The sequence below is a fragment of the bacterium genome (assembly GCA_004299235.1).
Classification (GTDB): domain Bacteria; phylum Chloroflexota; class Dormibacteria; order Dormibacterales; family Dormibacteraceae; genus SCQL01.
In genome coordinates this window covers 23,038-38,023 of sequence record SCQL01000024.1, presented here as the reverse complement: position 1 = coordinate 38,023, position 14,986 = coordinate 23,038, and the positions used below count along the sequence as shown (strand labels likewise).

15 protein-coding genes are annotated in these 14,986 nt (G+C 68.4%); 4 read left to right on the top strand and 11 right to left on the bottom strand.

The genetic code is table 11. The annotated features are described in order from the left end of the window. The first annotated feature begins 12 nt into the window (after positions 1–12). Complete coding sequence (locus EPN29_06570) at positions 13–723, top strand: ABC transporter ATP-binding protein (protein ID TAN33202.1); 711 nt, start codon at positions 13–15, stop codon at positions 721–723. Positions 724–740: 17 nt separating this feature from the next. On the opposite strand, the gene EPN29_06565 is transcribed toward EPN29_06570, so the two are convergent. From EPN29_06565 to EPN29_06515, 11 genes are all read right to left on the bottom strand, one after another. Continuing rightward, positions 741–1,565: a hypothetical protein gene (locus tag EPN29_06565; GenBank protein TAN33201.1), complete on the bottom strand. Its 825-nt coding sequence runs from the start codon at positions 1,563–1,565 to the stop codon at positions 741–743. A gap of 32 nt (positions 1,566–1,597) precedes the next feature. Beyond that, entirely contained in the window at positions 1,598–1,951 is a 354-nt protein-coding gene (locus EPN29_06560) for a cupin domain-containing protein (GenBank protein TAN33229.1), read from the bottom strand. A gap of 45 nt (positions 1,952–1,996) precedes the next feature. After that, a complete protein-coding gene (locus EPN29_06555; GenBank protein TAN33200.1) occupies positions 1,997–3,430 on the bottom strand; it encodes a phosphoglucomutase/phosphomannomutase family protein in 1,434 nt (477 codons plus the stop codon). A 4-nt stretch (positions 3,431–3,434) separates the two neighbouring features. Further along, on the bottom strand, positions 3,435–4,562 hold the full coding sequence (locus tag EPN29_06550) for a mannose-1-phosphate guanyltransferase (protein ID TAN33199.1): 1,128 nt from the start codon (positions 4,560–4,562) through the stop codon (positions 3,435–3,437). Further along, positions 4,502–5,659: a methionine adenosyltransferase gene (locus EPN29_06545; protein TAN33198.1), complete on the bottom strand. Its 1,158-nt coding sequence runs from the start codon at positions 5,657–5,659 to the stop codon at positions 4,502–4,504. Before EPN29_06545 ends, EPN29_06550 begins: the two co-directional genes overlap by 61 nt. Positions 5,660–5,821: 162 nt before the next feature. Next, complete coding sequence (locus tag EPN29_06540; protein TAN33197.1) at positions 5,822–6,718, bottom strand: hypothetical protein; 897 nt, start codon at positions 6,716–6,718, stop codon at positions 5,822–5,824. Positions 6,719–6,748: 30 nt separating this feature from the next. After that, positions 6,749–8,020, bottom strand: coding sequence for an adenosylhomocysteinase (locus tag EPN29_06535; GenBank protein TAN33196.1), 1,272 nt, complete (start codon positions 8,018–8,020; stop codon positions 6,749–6,751). A 15-nt stretch (positions 8,021–8,035) separates the two neighbouring features. Next, positions 8,036–8,563, bottom strand: a complete 528-nt coding sequence (locus EPN29_06530) for an adenine phosphoribosyltransferase (protein TAN33195.1) — start codon at positions 8,561–8,563, stop codon at positions 8,036–8,038. Continuing rightward, positions 8,560–9,549, bottom strand: a complete 990-nt coding sequence (locus EPN29_06525) for an SDR family oxidoreductase (GenBank protein ID TAN33228.1) — start codon at positions 9,547–9,549, stop codon at positions 8,560–8,562. The genes EPN29_06530 and EPN29_06525 overlap by 4 nt, the downstream gene beginning before the upstream one ends. Continuing rightward, complete coding sequence (locus EPN29_06520; GenBank protein ID TAN33194.1) at positions 9,512–10,819, bottom strand: UDP-glucose/GDP-mannose dehydrogenase family protein; 1,308 nt, start codon at positions 10,817–10,819, stop codon at positions 9,512–9,514. Before EPN29_06520 ends, EPN29_06525 begins: the two co-directional genes overlap by 38 nt. Continuing rightward, positions 10,819–11,943 carry a glycosyltransferase family 1 protein gene (locus tag EPN29_06515; GenBank protein ID TAN33193.1) on the bottom strand — a complete coding sequence of 375 codons (1,125 nt, stop codon included), beginning with the start codon at positions 11,941–11,943 and terminating at the stop codon, positions 10,819–10,821. Before EPN29_06515 ends, EPN29_06520 begins: the two co-directional genes overlap by 1 nt. A 44-nt stretch (positions 11,944–11,987) precedes the next feature. On the opposite strand from EPN29_06515, the gene EPN29_06510 reads away from it, so the two are divergent. Genes EPN29_06510 through EPN29_06500 form a run of 3 tightly spaced genes read left to right on the top strand, consistent with a single transcriptional unit; the run spans position 11,988 to position 14,972 of the window. Next, positions 11,988–13,175: a nucleotide sugar dehydrogenase gene (locus EPN29_06510; GenBank protein TAN33192.1), complete on the top strand. Its 1,188-nt coding sequence runs from the start codon at positions 11,988–11,990 to the stop codon at positions 13,173–13,175. 52 nt (positions 13,176–13,227) lie between these two features. Continuing rightward, positions 13,228–14,250 (top strand): NAD(P)-dependent oxidoreductase, encoded by a 1,023-nt coding sequence (locus tag EPN29_06505; GenBank protein TAN33191.1) that lies wholly within the window; start codon positions 13,228–13,230, stop codon positions 14,248–14,250. Continuing rightward, entirely contained in the window at positions 14,247–14,972 is a 726-nt protein-coding gene (locus tag EPN29_06500) for a glycosyltransferase (protein ID TAN33227.1), read from the top strand. Before EPN29_06505 ends, EPN29_06500 begins: the two co-directional genes overlap by 4 nt. Positions 14,973–14,986: the final 14 nt, after the last annotated feature.

Sequence of the window (14,986 nt, the reverse complement as noted above, 5' to 3'; positions counted from 1 at the left end):
CGGCCAAGCCTGATGGCGCTGCTCGAGGTCTCCGGGATCGACGTCTTCTACGGGCGCGTCCAGGCGGTGCGCGGGGCCTCGCTCGAGGTCGATGCCGGCGAGGTCGTCGCCCTGATCGGATCCAACGGCGCGGGCAAGACCACGACCTTGCGTACCATCTCGGGCCTCCTGCACCCGGCACGCGGCACGATCAAGTTCGACGGCAAGGACATCACGCGGACCGAGCCGCAGCGGATCGTGAACCTGGGCATCTGCCAGTCGCCGGAGGGCCGGCGCCTATTCAGCCGGATGACGGTGCTCGACAACCTCGAGATGGGCGCCTACACAAGTCGCAACACGGCCCAGATCAAAGCGGACATGGAGCGCGTCTTCGAGCTCTTCCCGCGCCTGAAGGAACGCCTGCGGCAGATCGCGGGCACGCTCTCCGGTGGTGAGCAGCAGATGGTCGCGATGGGCCGGGCGATGATGGCCAGGCCGAAGCTCCTGATGCTCGACGAGCCGTCGCTCGGCCTCGCCCCGATCCTGGTCGAGACGATCTTCGACATCGTCCGCGAGATCAACTCCCGGGGCACGCCCGTGCTGCTGGTCGAGCAGAACGCTCACAAGGCGCTTGAGGTCGCGAATCGCGGCTACGTCCTGGAGACGGGAGAGATCGTGAAGACGGGCACCGGCAGGGAGCTCCTCGCCTCGGAGGACGTGCAGAGGGCCTACTTGGGCATGTAGCCCGAGCCGATCGGCGCTTATCGCCCCGGCTGGTAGCTCGACACGAACAGGTAGATCAGGACGACGGCGAACGCGCCGTATTCGAGGATCACGTTCCTGGTGAAGCTGTCCTCGACCGTGTGCCTGACCAGGCCCCGGTTGATGTACCAGGCGAACAGCAGCATGACCGCGAACGTGCCCTCATTGACCACCAGGTAGATGGACAGAGCCGTGATCGCCCACGCCAGGAACGTGACGACCTGACCGACGAACAGCGCGAAGGTGAAGGCACGCCGCGGGGCGATCGGCGACCCGTTGATCCGGAAGCCGCGATAGGAAGCCAGGAAGGTGATGGTGAAGATCCACAGGAGCCGGAGGATCGGGTTGAACGGGATGGTCACGACGACCAGGTAGGCGCCCGCCAGGACGAGCACCAGCATCGTCTCCTGCAGCACCAGGTGGCCCCGCTTCTCGGCGTCGCGCAGGCGCAGGTAGTCCAGCCGCGCGGCCAGGATGAAGCCGGCGCCGAACGTCGCCGTCAACACCAGGTACTTCCAGAGCTCCGGCACCAGGAGCGACAGGCCGGCCAGCGTGGTCGCGCCCAGAGCCACTGGAATGTAGTGCTCGATGCGCGGGAACTCCTCGGTGCCGCGCAGGTAACCCAGCAGCGCCGGCGCGGCCACCACGACCAGCCCCAGCGCCAGCCCCCATACCTGGCCCTGTCCGAGCAGCTCCGACTTGAAGCCGAGGGCGATGGCGACCAGGACCACGCCCGCGAAGATCAGAAAGCCCCGGTCGCGTTCGGCTTCGGCGGTCGGGGCCGCGCGTACGGCCTTCTCGGCGGGAGACGGCGGGATCTTCATTTGAACCTTGGCAGTCTACGAGGCTTCGCCGGTCAGGTACCGGCGCGACCGTAGCGGTCGTCGAGGCGGACGACGTCGCTGATCTCAGGTGTCGACACCTCGAAGATGTCCGTGTCCTCCACTGCGGTGAGCCGGTGGCGGGTGCCGGGCCGGATGTGCAGGGTGTCGCCCGCTCGCATGCGGTGCCTGGTCATCACGCCGTCGGGGCCGCCGACCTCGATGTCGACGCTGCCCGCGATGACGTACTGGTACTCATCCTTGCGCTCGTGGTACTGCAGCGACAGCGCCTCTCCCTTGTTGACGTGGAGCACCTTGCCGAGGTAGCGGTCGGTGACCGCCCACCGCAGCTCGTAGCCCCACGGCTTTTCGACCCGGGCGTTCTCCACCCGGCCGAACTCAGGTGGCCGTGACACGAGCTATCAGAGCCGCCGTCAGCATCTCGCCCTCAAGCCGACGATCTCCTCCACGGCCGCCAGGCGCTCCTCGACGGCTTCGCCGGTGGCCGCCTCCGAGTACACCCTGATCAGCGGCTCGGTGCCGCTCGCGCGAAGCAGCACCCAGCTGCCATCGGCGAGATAGAACTTGAAGCCGTCATCCGAGCGGATGCGCTGCACCGGGACGCCGGCCACCTCCTCCGGCTCGTTCTCCTCCAGCTTGGCGAGGATCCGCTTGCGCTCCGTGTCATAGGTCTGGCGGTCCAGATGAAGGTCGTGACGCGCATAGGCGTGCGGCCCGACCCGCTGCTCGAGGTCGGCCAGGATCTGCGACAGCGGCTTGCCGCGCTTGACGATCATGTCCGCGAACAAGAGGCCGACCAGGATCCCATCGCGCTCTGGGATATGGCCGCGGATGCCGAATCCGCCCGACTCCTCCCCGCCCAGCACCGCATCCGTCTCCATCATCTTCGGGGCGACCCACTTGAACCCGACCGGGACCTCGAACACCCTGTCGCCGAACTCCGCGCCGAGCTTGTCGACCATGGCGGTCATGTTCACGGTCTTGACCACCGGTCCGCGCAGGCCGCGAACCTCGAAGAGGTAGAGCATCAGCAGGGCGAAGACCTGAAGCTGGTTGATGAACCTGCCGGTTTCGTCGATGATGCCGACCCGGTCCGCATCTCCGTCGGTGCAGATGCAGAGATCCTGCCCGCCCACCTTCATGAACGCCAGCGCCGAGTCGATGTTGGGGCGGATGGGCTCGGGGCTCATGCCTCCGAACAGCGGGTCGCGCTGGCTGTGCAGCTCGGTGACGTGAGTCCGGCCGCCGCCGATCAGCTCCCCGACGTAGCCGTAACCCGAGCCGTGCATGCATTCGTGGACGATGCGCAGCCCGGCGGCTTTGATGGCGTCGACGTCGACCATGCGCGCGATCTGCGCGTAGTAGGCTGGGCGCGGGTCGTAGACCGTCACCAGGCCCGGGTCCGCCTGCCGGTCGGGCACCGGCACCTCGGGCAGCGCGTTGATGCGGCGCTCGAGCTCGGCGATGACCTCGGCCGGCGCGGAGCTGCCGGTCTCCGGCTTGTACTTGATGCCGTTGAACTGGTAGGGGTTGTGGCTGGCCGTGATCACGGCCGCGCCCGTCGCCTTGCGGTCGATCACCGTCCACGAGGCCGCCTGCGTGGGTGAAGGCCGGTCGAAGATCAGGGTCCGCACGCCGTTGGCGGCGAAGATGCCGGCGACCGCCCGGGCGAAATCGTCGGAGGCGAAGCGGCAGTCGTAGCCGACGATCGCCAGCGGGTCCGGAGTGCGCGACCGCATGAATTCCGCGATGCCCTGGGCGACGCGGCGAACGCTGCCGTAGTTGAAATCGTCGGCGATGACTCCACGCCAACCGTCGGTCCCGAACCTGATTTGCGAGGCAGGCATCCGGCTAAAGGTAACGGGTTTTGCGCGACCGCTTGAGCGCCTCGACGATCTTCTTCACGTCCTGGGCGCGAGATCGAGGGCACACCAGCAAGGCGTCCTCGGTGTCGACGATGATCATGTCCCGGAGTCCGATCGTGGCCACCAACCGCCGGTCGCCGAGGATGAGGCTGCCGTGGGTGTCCACGAGGACCGCCTCCCCCTCCACCGAGTTGCCGCCGGCGTCGGCGCGAACCCGCTCGCCGAGCTCAGCCCAGTTGCCGATGTCCGCCCATTCGAAATCCGCCGGCACGAGCAGCAGGCGATCGGTCTTCTCCATGACACTGCGGTCCACGACCTCGACTGGAAGCCGCCGGTACAGCGCCGCAGCGCCGGCCTCGTCGCCGGCCGCCCGCGCCGCCAGTACCTTGCGCAGCCCGGACAGATGGCGCGGCGCGTGGCGGGCGAGCTGCTCGATGAAGATCTCCACCCGCCACGAAAACCACGCCAGGTTCCAGAAGTAGCCGCCCGCCTTCAGGAAGCCCTTGGCGGTGTCGAGGTCGGGCTTCTCGATGAAACGCCTGACCCGAAGCGTGCCGGCGGCGAGTCGACCCGGCGCATGGATGTAGCCCAGCCCGATGGATGGGAAGGTCGGCTTGAGGCCCACCGTCACCAGGCTCTCGGTGGTGGCGGCGGCGCGGACCGCCGTTCGCACCGCCCGGGCGATCTGAGCCCTGCCGCTCACCACGTGATCCGCCGGCAGGGCCAGCATCACGGCGCTGGGATCGCGCTCGCTCAGCGTCAGGGCGGCCAGGCCGTAGGCGTTGGTCGTGCCGCGCGCCGCCGGCTCCAGGATCAGATGCTCGGCGTCGACTTCGGGAAGGACGGCTTCGATGATCTCCTTTTGGCGTACCTCGGTGAGCACGAAAACCTCGTCCGCCAGGGAGGTCGCCCGGTCATACGTGGCCCGCAGCAGGGGCCGGCCGTGGTCGCCGAGTGGCAGGACGTGCTTGGGCGTGGAACTGCGCGAGCGCGGCCACAGGCGCGTCCCCGCGCCCCCCGCCGGTATGACCGCGATGGTGCGCGTCAAACGGCTCACCCGATATGTTGCGCGAGCTCTTGCGCGAGCTCCTCCGCCCGCGCGGTCGATTCCCATGGCGCATCGATGTCGGTGCGGCCGAAGTGACCGTAGACCGCGGTCTGGCGAAACAGCGGGCGCCTGAGATTCAGCTCCTTGATGATCCCCAGCGGGCTCAGGTCGAAAAGCTTGCTCACGGCGGCCGCGATCACGCCGTCGGGCACGGACCCGGTGCCGAGCGTGTCGATGCGGACCGCCACCGGCTTCACGACCCCGATGGCATAGGAGATCTGCACTTCGCATCGCGTCGCGAGGCCCGCCGCGACGACGTTCTTGGCGACGTGCCGGGCGCCATACGCCCCCGCCCGATCGACCTTGGTCGGGTCCTTGCCCGAGAAACAGCCGCCGCCGTGACGCGCATAGCTGCCATATGAGTCGACCATGGTCTTGCGCCCGGTCAGGCCGGCGTCAGCGACCGGTCCGCCGACGACGAAGCGGCCGGTCGGATTGATGAACGAGCGCAGGCCGCCCTCCCGCAGGCCGGCGGGGATGACCGCGTCGATGACGTGCTTGGCGATGTCGGCGCGAAGCTGCTCGATGTCGATCTCGTCATGGTGCTGGGCGGAGACGACCACGTTGTCCACCCCGGCCGGCCTCCCGTCCTCGCCGTAACGCACGGTCACCTGGACCTTGCCGTCGGGGCGCAGGTAGCTGAGAGTCTTGTTCCGGCGTACCTCCGCCAGCCGGCGGGCCAGCTTGTGCGCGATGGTGATCGGGAGCGGCATCAGCTCGGGGGTCTCATCGCAGGCGAAGCCGAACACCATCCCGGAATCTCCGGCGCCGCCCACGTCGACACCATGGGCGATGTCGGGCGACTGCTCGTCGATGCTCGTGACCACGCCGCAGGTTTCCGCGTCGAAGCCGTACTTGGCCCGCGTGTAGCCGACCTCACGCACCGTCTGGCGGATGATGCGCGGGATGTCGACGTAGCAGTCGGTCGTGATCTCGCCGACGACGATGACCAGGCCGGTGGTGACGATCGCCTCGCAGGCGACTCGGGCCAGCGGGTCCTTGGCCAGGATGGCGTCGAGGATCGCATCAGAGATCTGATCGGCGAGCTTGTCCGGGTGGCCCTCGGTGACCGACTCGGACGTGAACAAGCTGGAAGTCGACATGGCAGTCCTCCACTGAATCACCCGCGCCGGCAAGAACGAGCCGCGGTATCGGGCCCGTCCCCAGGCGCCAGGCTTCATACCTCTGGGACGCCACACATACTAAACCCGTCGCCCCTTCGCGCCGGCGCTCGGGGGGGCTGGCGCAAGCCGCCGTCCCACCGGTCAGCGAAGCTCCAGATAGTGGATTCCGGAATGACGGAAGAGCCTGGAACCACGCTGCGACAGGAGCGCCACCGTCGCCGCCCGCGATGCCTCCATAACCGTCTCCAGGTGCTCGCGCTTCATCTCCCAGGTCGCGGTCGGAGCGGTGATCGGACACAGGACGACGATCCGCGCGCGCTCGCGGAGGCGCTCGTAGTCGCTGAGCATCTGGTGATGCAGCGACAGCTGGAGGGTGCGGGCGATCAGCTCGGGAAGGCTGTTCGGCACCAGCTCGTACTCCCCGCCCCCCATCAGGCTGATGGCGAGAACCTCCTTGGCCCCATCGTCGACGGCGGTGTTGAGAGGCGTGTTGTCGACGACGCCGCCATCCAGGTGCTCGCGGTCGTTGATGCGGACCGAGGGAAACAGGCCGGGGATGGCGGTCGACGCGAGCAGCGCCGGGGTCAACTCTCCCGAGCGGAAAACCGCCGGCCGGCCGGCATTCAGGTCGGTGGCGACCACGGCGAGGGGAACCCGCATCTGTTCGAAGGTCGTGATGCCGGTGAGCGCCTGCGCCCGCTCGATCAGACGCCGCACGTTCTGCTGCGGAAACGCGCTCAGCTGGTCGCGCTTGATGCCCGAGAGGATGACCCCGAGGGGATGGGCGTGGAACACCTCGATCGCCTGGCGCGACATCCAGACCTCGCGCAGCATCATCGTCCCGGCGAGTGACGGGTAGGCCGCGATCGCGCTCCCGTTCAGGGCGCCGACGCTGGTACCGACCACGGCGGCGGGCGCCTCCACCCCCGCCTCGAACAGCCCCTGCAGGACCCCGACCTGGGCGGCGCCTCGGGCGCCGCCACCGCCCAGCACCCACGTGCGCCGAGCGGGCCTGAAGATGCTAGGCCCCTCTCCCATCCGGGGTGAGAGGCGCGAATCCCGCCGGCGTCACGTCCCCTCTTCCCAGGAGGTCAGGTAGCGCTGCTGCTCCTCGGTGAGGGTGTCGATCTCGATCCCCATCGCCTTGAGCTTGAGACGCGCCACCTCGGCGTCGATCTCCGCCGGCACGTCGTACACCTTGCGCTCGAGGCTCTTGGCGTTCTGCGCCACGTACTCGGCGCACAGCGCCTGGTTGGCAAAGCTCATGTCCATGACCGCCGCGGGGTGGCCCTCGGCCGCGGCGAGGTTGATGAGCCGGCCCTCCGCCAGCACGTGAAGCCGGCGGCCGCCGCCCACCTTGTACTCCTGCACCGAAGGCCGGACCTGGCGCACGCCGGTGGCGAGCTCATCGAGGGCCTTCAGGTTGATCTCCGAGTTGAAGTGACCGGAGTTGGCGAGGATCGCCCCGTCCTTCATCACCTCGAAGTGCTTGCGATCCAGCACGTTCAGGTCGCCGGTGACGGTGACGAAGATGTCGCCCTGGCGAGCCGCCTCGTCCATCTTCATGACCCGGAAGCCGTCCATCGCCGCCTCGAGGGCCTTCACCGAATCCACCTCGGTGACGACGACATCGGCGCCGTGACCCTTGGCCCTCGACGCCAGCCCGCGGCCGACCCAGCCGTAGCCCGCGACCACGAAGGTCTTGCCGGCGAGCAGGACGTTGGTCGCCCGGATGATGCCGTCGATGGTCGACTGCCCGGTGCCGTAGCGGTTGTCAAACATGTGCTTGGTGTCGGCCTCGTTGACCGCGACGATCGGGTAGCGCAGCACGCCGCGGTCGGCCATCGCGCGCAGCCTGACCACGCCGGTGGTCGTCTCCTCGGTGCCGCCGATGACCTCGGCGAGCTGCTCCTGCCGCGACTTGTGCAGCACCGATACGAGGTCGGCGCCGTCGTCCATGGTGAGCGCCGGCCGGTGGTCCAGCGCGGCCTCGATGTGCTGGTAGTAGGTGTCGTTGTCCTCACCCCTGATGGCGTAGGTCCTGATCGCGTGCTGCGAGGCCAGTGCGGCGGCCACGGCGTCGTTGGTCGAGAGCGGGTTGGACGCGCACAGCGCGACGTCGGCGCCGCCGGCCTTCAGCGTCAGCATCAGGTTTGCGGTTTCGCTGGTGACGTGAAGGCAGGCGGCGACCTTGAGCCCTTTGAGCGGCTGCTCTTTCTGGAAACGCTGCCGGATTAGGGTCAGGACGGGCATCTCCCGCGCCGCCCAATCGATGAGGTCCTGGCCGGGCGCGGCCAGGTTGAGGTCTTTAACGTCGCTGCCCTTGGCGCTTGCTTTCAACGGTGGTTCGTCTCCTCAGTAAATGACTTCACTAACGACCTCGATGCCGGGGAGCCGCTCACGGCCTCCCAGCTCCTCGAGCTCGACCAGGACGTGCACCCCGATCGGCACTCCTCCCAGCTTGCGGATGAGCTCGACGGCGGCCGCGGCGGTGCCGCCGGTGGCCAACACATCATCCACGATCAGCACCTTCTCGCCGGGTCGGACCGCGTCCTCGTGGATCTCCAGGCGGTCCGTCCCGTACTCGAGCTGGTAGGCCTGGCTCACCGTCTTCCAGGGGAGCTTGCCGGGCTTGCGGATGGGGATGAACCCGGCTCCGAGGCCCAATGCGACCGCCCCGCCGGGAATGAACCCTCGCGCTTCGATCGCCGCCACCGCGTCGGGCGGCCGGCCCGACCAGTGGCCGCAGACCAGGTCGACGACCTGCTTGAAGATGACCTTGTCCGCCAGCAGGGGCGTGATGTCCCGGAAGACGATGCCCGGCTGCGGGAAGTCCACGACGGCACGAATTAAGGCCTTCATGGTCTCTTGGGGGATGGTCATACGACCTGGCGGAAGTAGTCCAGGGTCCGGCCGAGTCCCTCCTCCAGGCCCACCTCGGGCTTCCACCCCAGCAGCGTCCGCGCCCTGGTGATGTCGGGGCGGCGCTGCTTCGGGTCGTCGACCGGAAGCTCCCGGTACACGATCTTGCTGTCGGAGCGCGCCAGGCGCACGATGATCTCCGCCAGCTCGAGGATCGTCACCTCCTGGGGATTGCCGAGGTTGACCGGCAGCTCGTCGGCCCGCTCGAGCACGGCCAGCACGCCGCGGACGAGATCCGAGACGTAGCAGAGGCTGCGCGTCTGCGAGCCGTCTCCATACACGGTGAGCGCCTCACCCCGGAGCGCCTGGGCCATGAAGTTGGGCACGGCGCGGCCGTCCTGCACGTGCATGCGCGGCCCGTGGGTGTTGAAGATGCGCACGATTCGCGTGTCCACGCCGTGCGCGCGGTGGTATGCCATCGCGAACGCCTCGGCGCAGCGCTTGGCCTCGTCATAGCAGCCGCGAGGCCCGATCGGATTGACATTTCCCCAGTAGGACTCCGGCTGGGGATGCACGAGCGGATCGCCGTAGACCTCTGAGGTGGAGGCGAGCAGGAAGGTGGCGTTCTTGGCCCGCGCCAGGCCGAGCAAGTTCATCGTCCCCAGCGTGCCTACCTTCAGGGTGTGGATCGGGTTGGCGTCGTACTGCGGAGGCGACGCCGGCGACGCGAAGTGCAGGACGTAACGCACGTCGCCCTCGACCACCACCTCCTCGTTGACGTTGGCCTGGCGAAATTCGAAGCCCGGCCGGCCGGCGAGCGAACGCAGGTTGTCAGGCGAGCCGGTGATGAAGTTGTCGAGGGCGAGCACGCACATTCCCTTGTCGAGAAGCGCTTCGCAAAGATGCGAGCCGATGAACCCGGCCCCGCCCGAGACGACGGCTCTCGGTCCGGCCTTGGCGACGTGCGGCCTACTCGCGGCCGATCCCCCGGTACGTGAAGCCGAGATCGCGCATCGTCGGCGGGTCGTAGATGTTGCGGCCGTCGACGACCACCGGCGTGCGCATCGAATGCTTGACCCGCTTGAGGTCGAGGCGGCGGAACTCGTTCCACTCCGTGACCACGACCAGCGCATCGGCGCCGGCCGCCAGCGTGTACGGGTCGCTTGGATATTCGATCTCGGGCAGCACCGCGTGGGCGCCGCGCATGGCGGCCGGGTCGTAGGCCCGCACGATGGCGCCGGCGGCCAGCAGCACCCGGGCGATGTCCAGGCTCGGCGCTTCGCGAAGGTCGTCGGTGTTGGGCTTGAACGCGAGCCCCAGCAGGCCGATCACCCGCCCGTTCAGCTCCTCGAGGCACTCCCGCAGCTTGTCGACGACCAGCATCCGCTGGTCGCGGTTGATGTCCATGACCGCGTGCAGCAGCTCCGGGTGGTAGTCGAAACGCTCGGCGAGAGCCGCCAGCGCCTTGACGTCCTTGGGGAAACATGAGCCGCCGTAGCCGATGCCGGCGTCGAGGAAGCTGGGCCCGATGCGCTTGTCCAGGCCCATGCCTTCGGCGACGAGCTTGGCGTCCGCGTCGACGCGTTCGCAAATGCGCGCGATCTCGTTGATGAACGAGATCCGGGCGGCGAGGAACGCATTGGAGGCGTACTTGACCATCTCCGCCGTGTAGATGTTGTGTGTGATCAGGATCGGGGCGTCCAGCGGTTCATAGAGCTTCGCCACGCGCTCCGCCGCCTCCCGGTCGTGGCCGCCGATCACGACGCGGTCCGGGTGCATGAAGTCCTGGATCGCGGAACCCTCGCGCAAGAACTCGGGGTTGGACACCACGTCGGCGCGGTGGGTCCCGTTGCGCTCGCGGAGGACTCGCGACACCATGTCACCCGTCAGCGGCGGCACGGTGGACTTGTTGACGACGACCAGCGGCCCGTCCATCGAGTCCGCGATTGAATTCGCGGCCGACTCCACGTAGGAAAGGTCGGCCTCGCCGCCTTCACCTTCCGGCGTGCTGACCGCGATGATCGCGTACTCGGCCCCGGACATCGCCTCCGGGTACGACGTCGTGAACCGCAAGCGCCCGGCGGTCGCGTTTCGCTCCACCAGCTCGTTCAGTCCGGGTTCGTAGAACGGCACCCGGTGGCGGTTCAGCTCGTCGATCTTTTCGCGGTTGACGTCCACCACCATCACGTCGTTGCCGAGGTCCGCGAGGCAGGCGGCGGTGGTCAGGCCGACGTACCCCGCGCCGATGACCGCGACTTTGCTCAAAACAGCGCCGATTATCTCAATACCGCCTGATAGGCGGCGATCGTGCGGCGCGCGGCCTTGAGCCAGCTGAACGACTTCGCGCGCTCGAGCCCGGCACGCCGCCAGCGCTCGGGTCCGGCGGCCATCGCCGCCGCGGCGCGGCCGAGGGCCTCTGCGTCACCGTCGTCCACGAGCTCGCCGGCCGCATCGACGACTTCGGGCAGACTCGAGTTCCGGTACGCGGCCACGGGGCAGCCACAAGCCATCGCCTCGAGGCATGGCAGGCCGAACCCCTCGTAGCGGCTCGGGAGCATGAAGCAGCCGGCGGCCGTGTACAGATCGGCCAGCTCCGAATCGTCAACGCGACCGAGCATGCGGGCCCCGGGCATGGTCGGAGGCGCCTGCCGCCCGGGATTGCCGGCGATCACGAGCTCCAGCTGCGCCTGCGTGCGCCGAGCCGCGGCCCAGGCGCGCAGGAGCGCCGAGGGATCCTTGCGCGCGTCCAGGGCGCCAACGAAGAGCAGATAGCCCGGCTCGACACCCCAGCGCCCGCGGACGCGATCACCCGCCCCCCGCCTCGGCTCGAACGCCGGGGCGGCGGCTTCCGGCACCACCGTCACGCGTTGCGGATCCACGCCGCCGAACCGGGCCGCGTCGGCCGCCGTCGCCTTCGAAACCGCAAGCACGGCGTCGGCTCGCTTGAGCAGTCGCTTGCCCAGCCAGAAGCGCAGGCGTTCACCGCGCATCCGCGGGCCTCCCCACGCCCACGGAATCAGGTCGTGAAGGGTGACCACCAGCGGGCACGGCGACCGTCCTGGAAGCCGCAGATCGATGGCGTGATAGACGTCCGGGCGAATCCGCTCCAGGTCCGAACCCAGAGCGACCGCTTCTTCATAGGCTGCCAGCTGGCCGCGGTATCGCCGTCGCGAGCCGGCCAGGCGGTAACGGCCCGGCGCCAGAGCGGGTTCGGGCAGGCCCACATCGAGCAGCAGCGTGAGGTTGGAATCGAAGCCGGCGGCGATCAGACCGCCGAGCAGGCCCTTGCCATAGGAGCCGACGCCACGACCGGCGCTGGGTCCCTGCAGAGGCCGCATGTCCAGCAGCACCGAGGGCCCGTCTGCTGCCTTGCGGGTGTGCCGGCTCGCCTCTTTGCTCAATCTGGGGATGAGGCCATCAGTCGAGCCATCATAATTTGGCCGCCATGGGCCCCCTGGACCTTGTCGTCGTCGGCGGCTGCGGCCACGTCGGCCTGCCGCTCGCGCTGGCGCTGGCCGACTGCGGCTACCAGGTGGGCATCGATGACGTCGACGCGGCCAAGGTGGAGCAGGTGAGGTCGGGGAGCGTGCCCTTCCTGGAGAAGGGAGCGGCGGAGCTGCTCGGGACGCTCCTACCGAGCGGGCGCCTCGAGCTGGCTTCGGACCCGAGCCTGCTCGAACGCACCGACACCATCATCCTGGTCATCGGGACGCCGATCGACGAGTTCATGAACCCGTCGGTGCGGATCTTCGAGAGGGTGCTCGATGATCTCGTGCCCCACCTCAAGGACGGCTGCCTCGTCGTGCTCCGGTCGACCGTGTTCCCGGGCACCACCGAGTCGGTGGAGCGGCGGCTGCGCGCCGCCGGCATCGAGGCGGAGGTGGTCTTCTGCCCGGAACGGATCGCCGAAGGCCATGCCCTGGAGGAGCTTCGGACTCTGCCTCAGCTGGTCGGGGCCTCTTCCGATACCGCCTTCGAGAGGGCGAGCCGCCTGTTCCAGCGGTTGGGGGTCGCCGTCGTCCGCACCACGCCGCTCGAGGCGGAGCTCGCGAAGCTTCTCACCAACACCTGGCGCTACATGAAGTTCGCGATCGCCAACCAGTTCTTTCAGATCGCCCACCGTTCGGGCCTCGACTACAACCGTGTGCTGGACGCCATCCGCCACGACTACCCGCGAGCCGCCGACCTTCCGGGTCCCGGCTTCGCCGCCGGGCCGTGCCTGTTGAAGGACACGATGCAGCTGTCCGCATACACGCCCGATCATTTCCCGATGGGTCAGGCCGCGATGCAGATCAACGAAGGCTTGCCCAACTACATCGTCGACACCATCAACTCCCGCCGGCCTCTGTCGGGGCGCACCGTCGGGATACTCGGCATGGCCTTCAAGGGCGAGTCCGACGACCCGCGCGCGTCGCTCAGCTACAAGCTGCGTAAGCTGGCGGCCTTCAAGGGGGCGCGCGTGATGTGCACCGACCCGTACGTCGAAGATCCCTCTTTCGAGCCGCTGGAGAAGGTGCTGCGGGAAGCTGAGGTGCTGGTGATCGCCGCCCCCCATCGCGCATACCGATCACTCGAACTGGACGGGCGCGAGGTGGTCGACATCTGGGGCATCACGGGACCAATCCGGTTGTGAGTGGGAACCCGGATGGTGCCCTCGCATCGCGCGCCGGCGGCGTCGAGGGCGCTTGAAAGTCCTGGTCACCGGCGCCGCCGGGTTCATCTGCGGCTACCTCGTCGCCGAGCTGCTCCACGCCGGGCACGAGGTCGTCGGGGTTGACAACTTCAGCAAGTACGGGCCGGTCAAGCGCGGCCACGACACCGATCCGCGGTACCGGCTGGTCGAGGGCGATGCCAAAGACGCGGCGCTCCTGACCGAGCTCGCCGTGGACTGCGACCACCTGGTCGCGGGGGCGGCGATGATCGGCGGGATCTCCTACTTCCATGAGTTTGCGTACGACCTGCTGGCCGAGAACGAGCGGATCTGTGCGGCCACGTTTGACGCGGCGATCACCGCCCGTCGACTCGGACGGCTCCGGAAGATCACCGTGCTCTCGAGCAGCATGGTGTTCGAATCGGCGGCGGTCTTCCCCACCCCGGAGGAGGCCGCGCTGACGAGCCCGCCTCCACGATCGACGTATGGATTCCAGAAGCTGGCGACCGAGTATTTCGCCCATGGCGCGCACGAGCAATACGGCCTGCCGTTCACGATCGTGAGGCCCTTCAACTGCGTCGGCATCGGAGAGCGGCGGGCCCTGCGCGACCATCAGGTCATGAGCGGGAACGTCAAGCTGGCGATGAGCCACGTGGTCCCGGACCTGTGCCAGAAGGTGCTCAAGGGCCAGGCGCCGCTTCACATCCTCGGCGACGGCCACCAGGTGCGGCACTACACCTACGGCGGCGACCTGGCGCGCGGCATCCGCCTCGCGATGGAATCCGAGAAGGCCGTGAACGAGGACTTCAACATCTCGACCGCGCGTTCGACGACGGTGCATGAGCTGGCGGAGGTCATCTGGCGCAAGGTGCACGGTCCCGACCGCGCGCTGCGGCTGGTCTCGGACCCGCCGTACGAGCACGACGTGAAGCTGCGAGTGCCCGACGTGCGCAAGGCCCGCGAGGTCCTCGGCTTCGAGGCCACGACGTCGCTCGAGGAGATGCTCGACGAGGTGATCCCGTGGATTCGCGAAGAGATCCAGGCCGGACGGATCTGAGCGCGGTCACACCGGCGCTCAGCGTCGTCATCCCCGTCTACAACGAGGGCGAGAACGTGGTGCCGACGCTTCGCCGCCTCGTCGAGCGCTCTCGGACCCGGCCTCTGGAGGTGCTGGTCGTGCACGACTTCGACGAGGACACGACCGTCCCGGTGGTCAGGCGGCTGCAATCGGAGATGCCCGAGCTGGGCCTGCACCGCAACACCCTCGGCCGGGGCGTCCTCAACGCCATGAAGTCGGGCTTGCGGGCGGCGAGAGCGCCCTACGTGCTCATCACCATGGGCGACGGCTCCGACGACGCGAGCGACATCGATCCCATGTATGAGCTGGCCCGTGGCGGAGCCGACGTCGTCGCGGGCTCGCGCTACATGCGCGGCGGCCGCCAGCTCGGCGGCCCGCTCCTCAAGCGGACGCTGTCACGGGCGGCCGGCCTTTCCCTTCACTGGTTGGGCGGCGTCCCGGTGCACGACGCGACGAGCAACTTCCGGCTCTACTCCAAGCGCCTCCTGAACCGGGTCACGATCGAATCGACCGGCGGGTTCGAGCTGGGCCTCGAGCTGACCGTGAAGGCTCACCTGCTCGGGATGCGCGTCGCGGAGGTGCCGACCACCTGGCGGGATCGCACGGCGGGTCAGAGTCGTTTCCGGCTGTGGCATTGGCTGCCCCGCTACCTGCACTGGTACCGCCGTGGGCTCGCGGGACGTTTCAGGACGAGGCGATGACCGTTTCGAGCGCC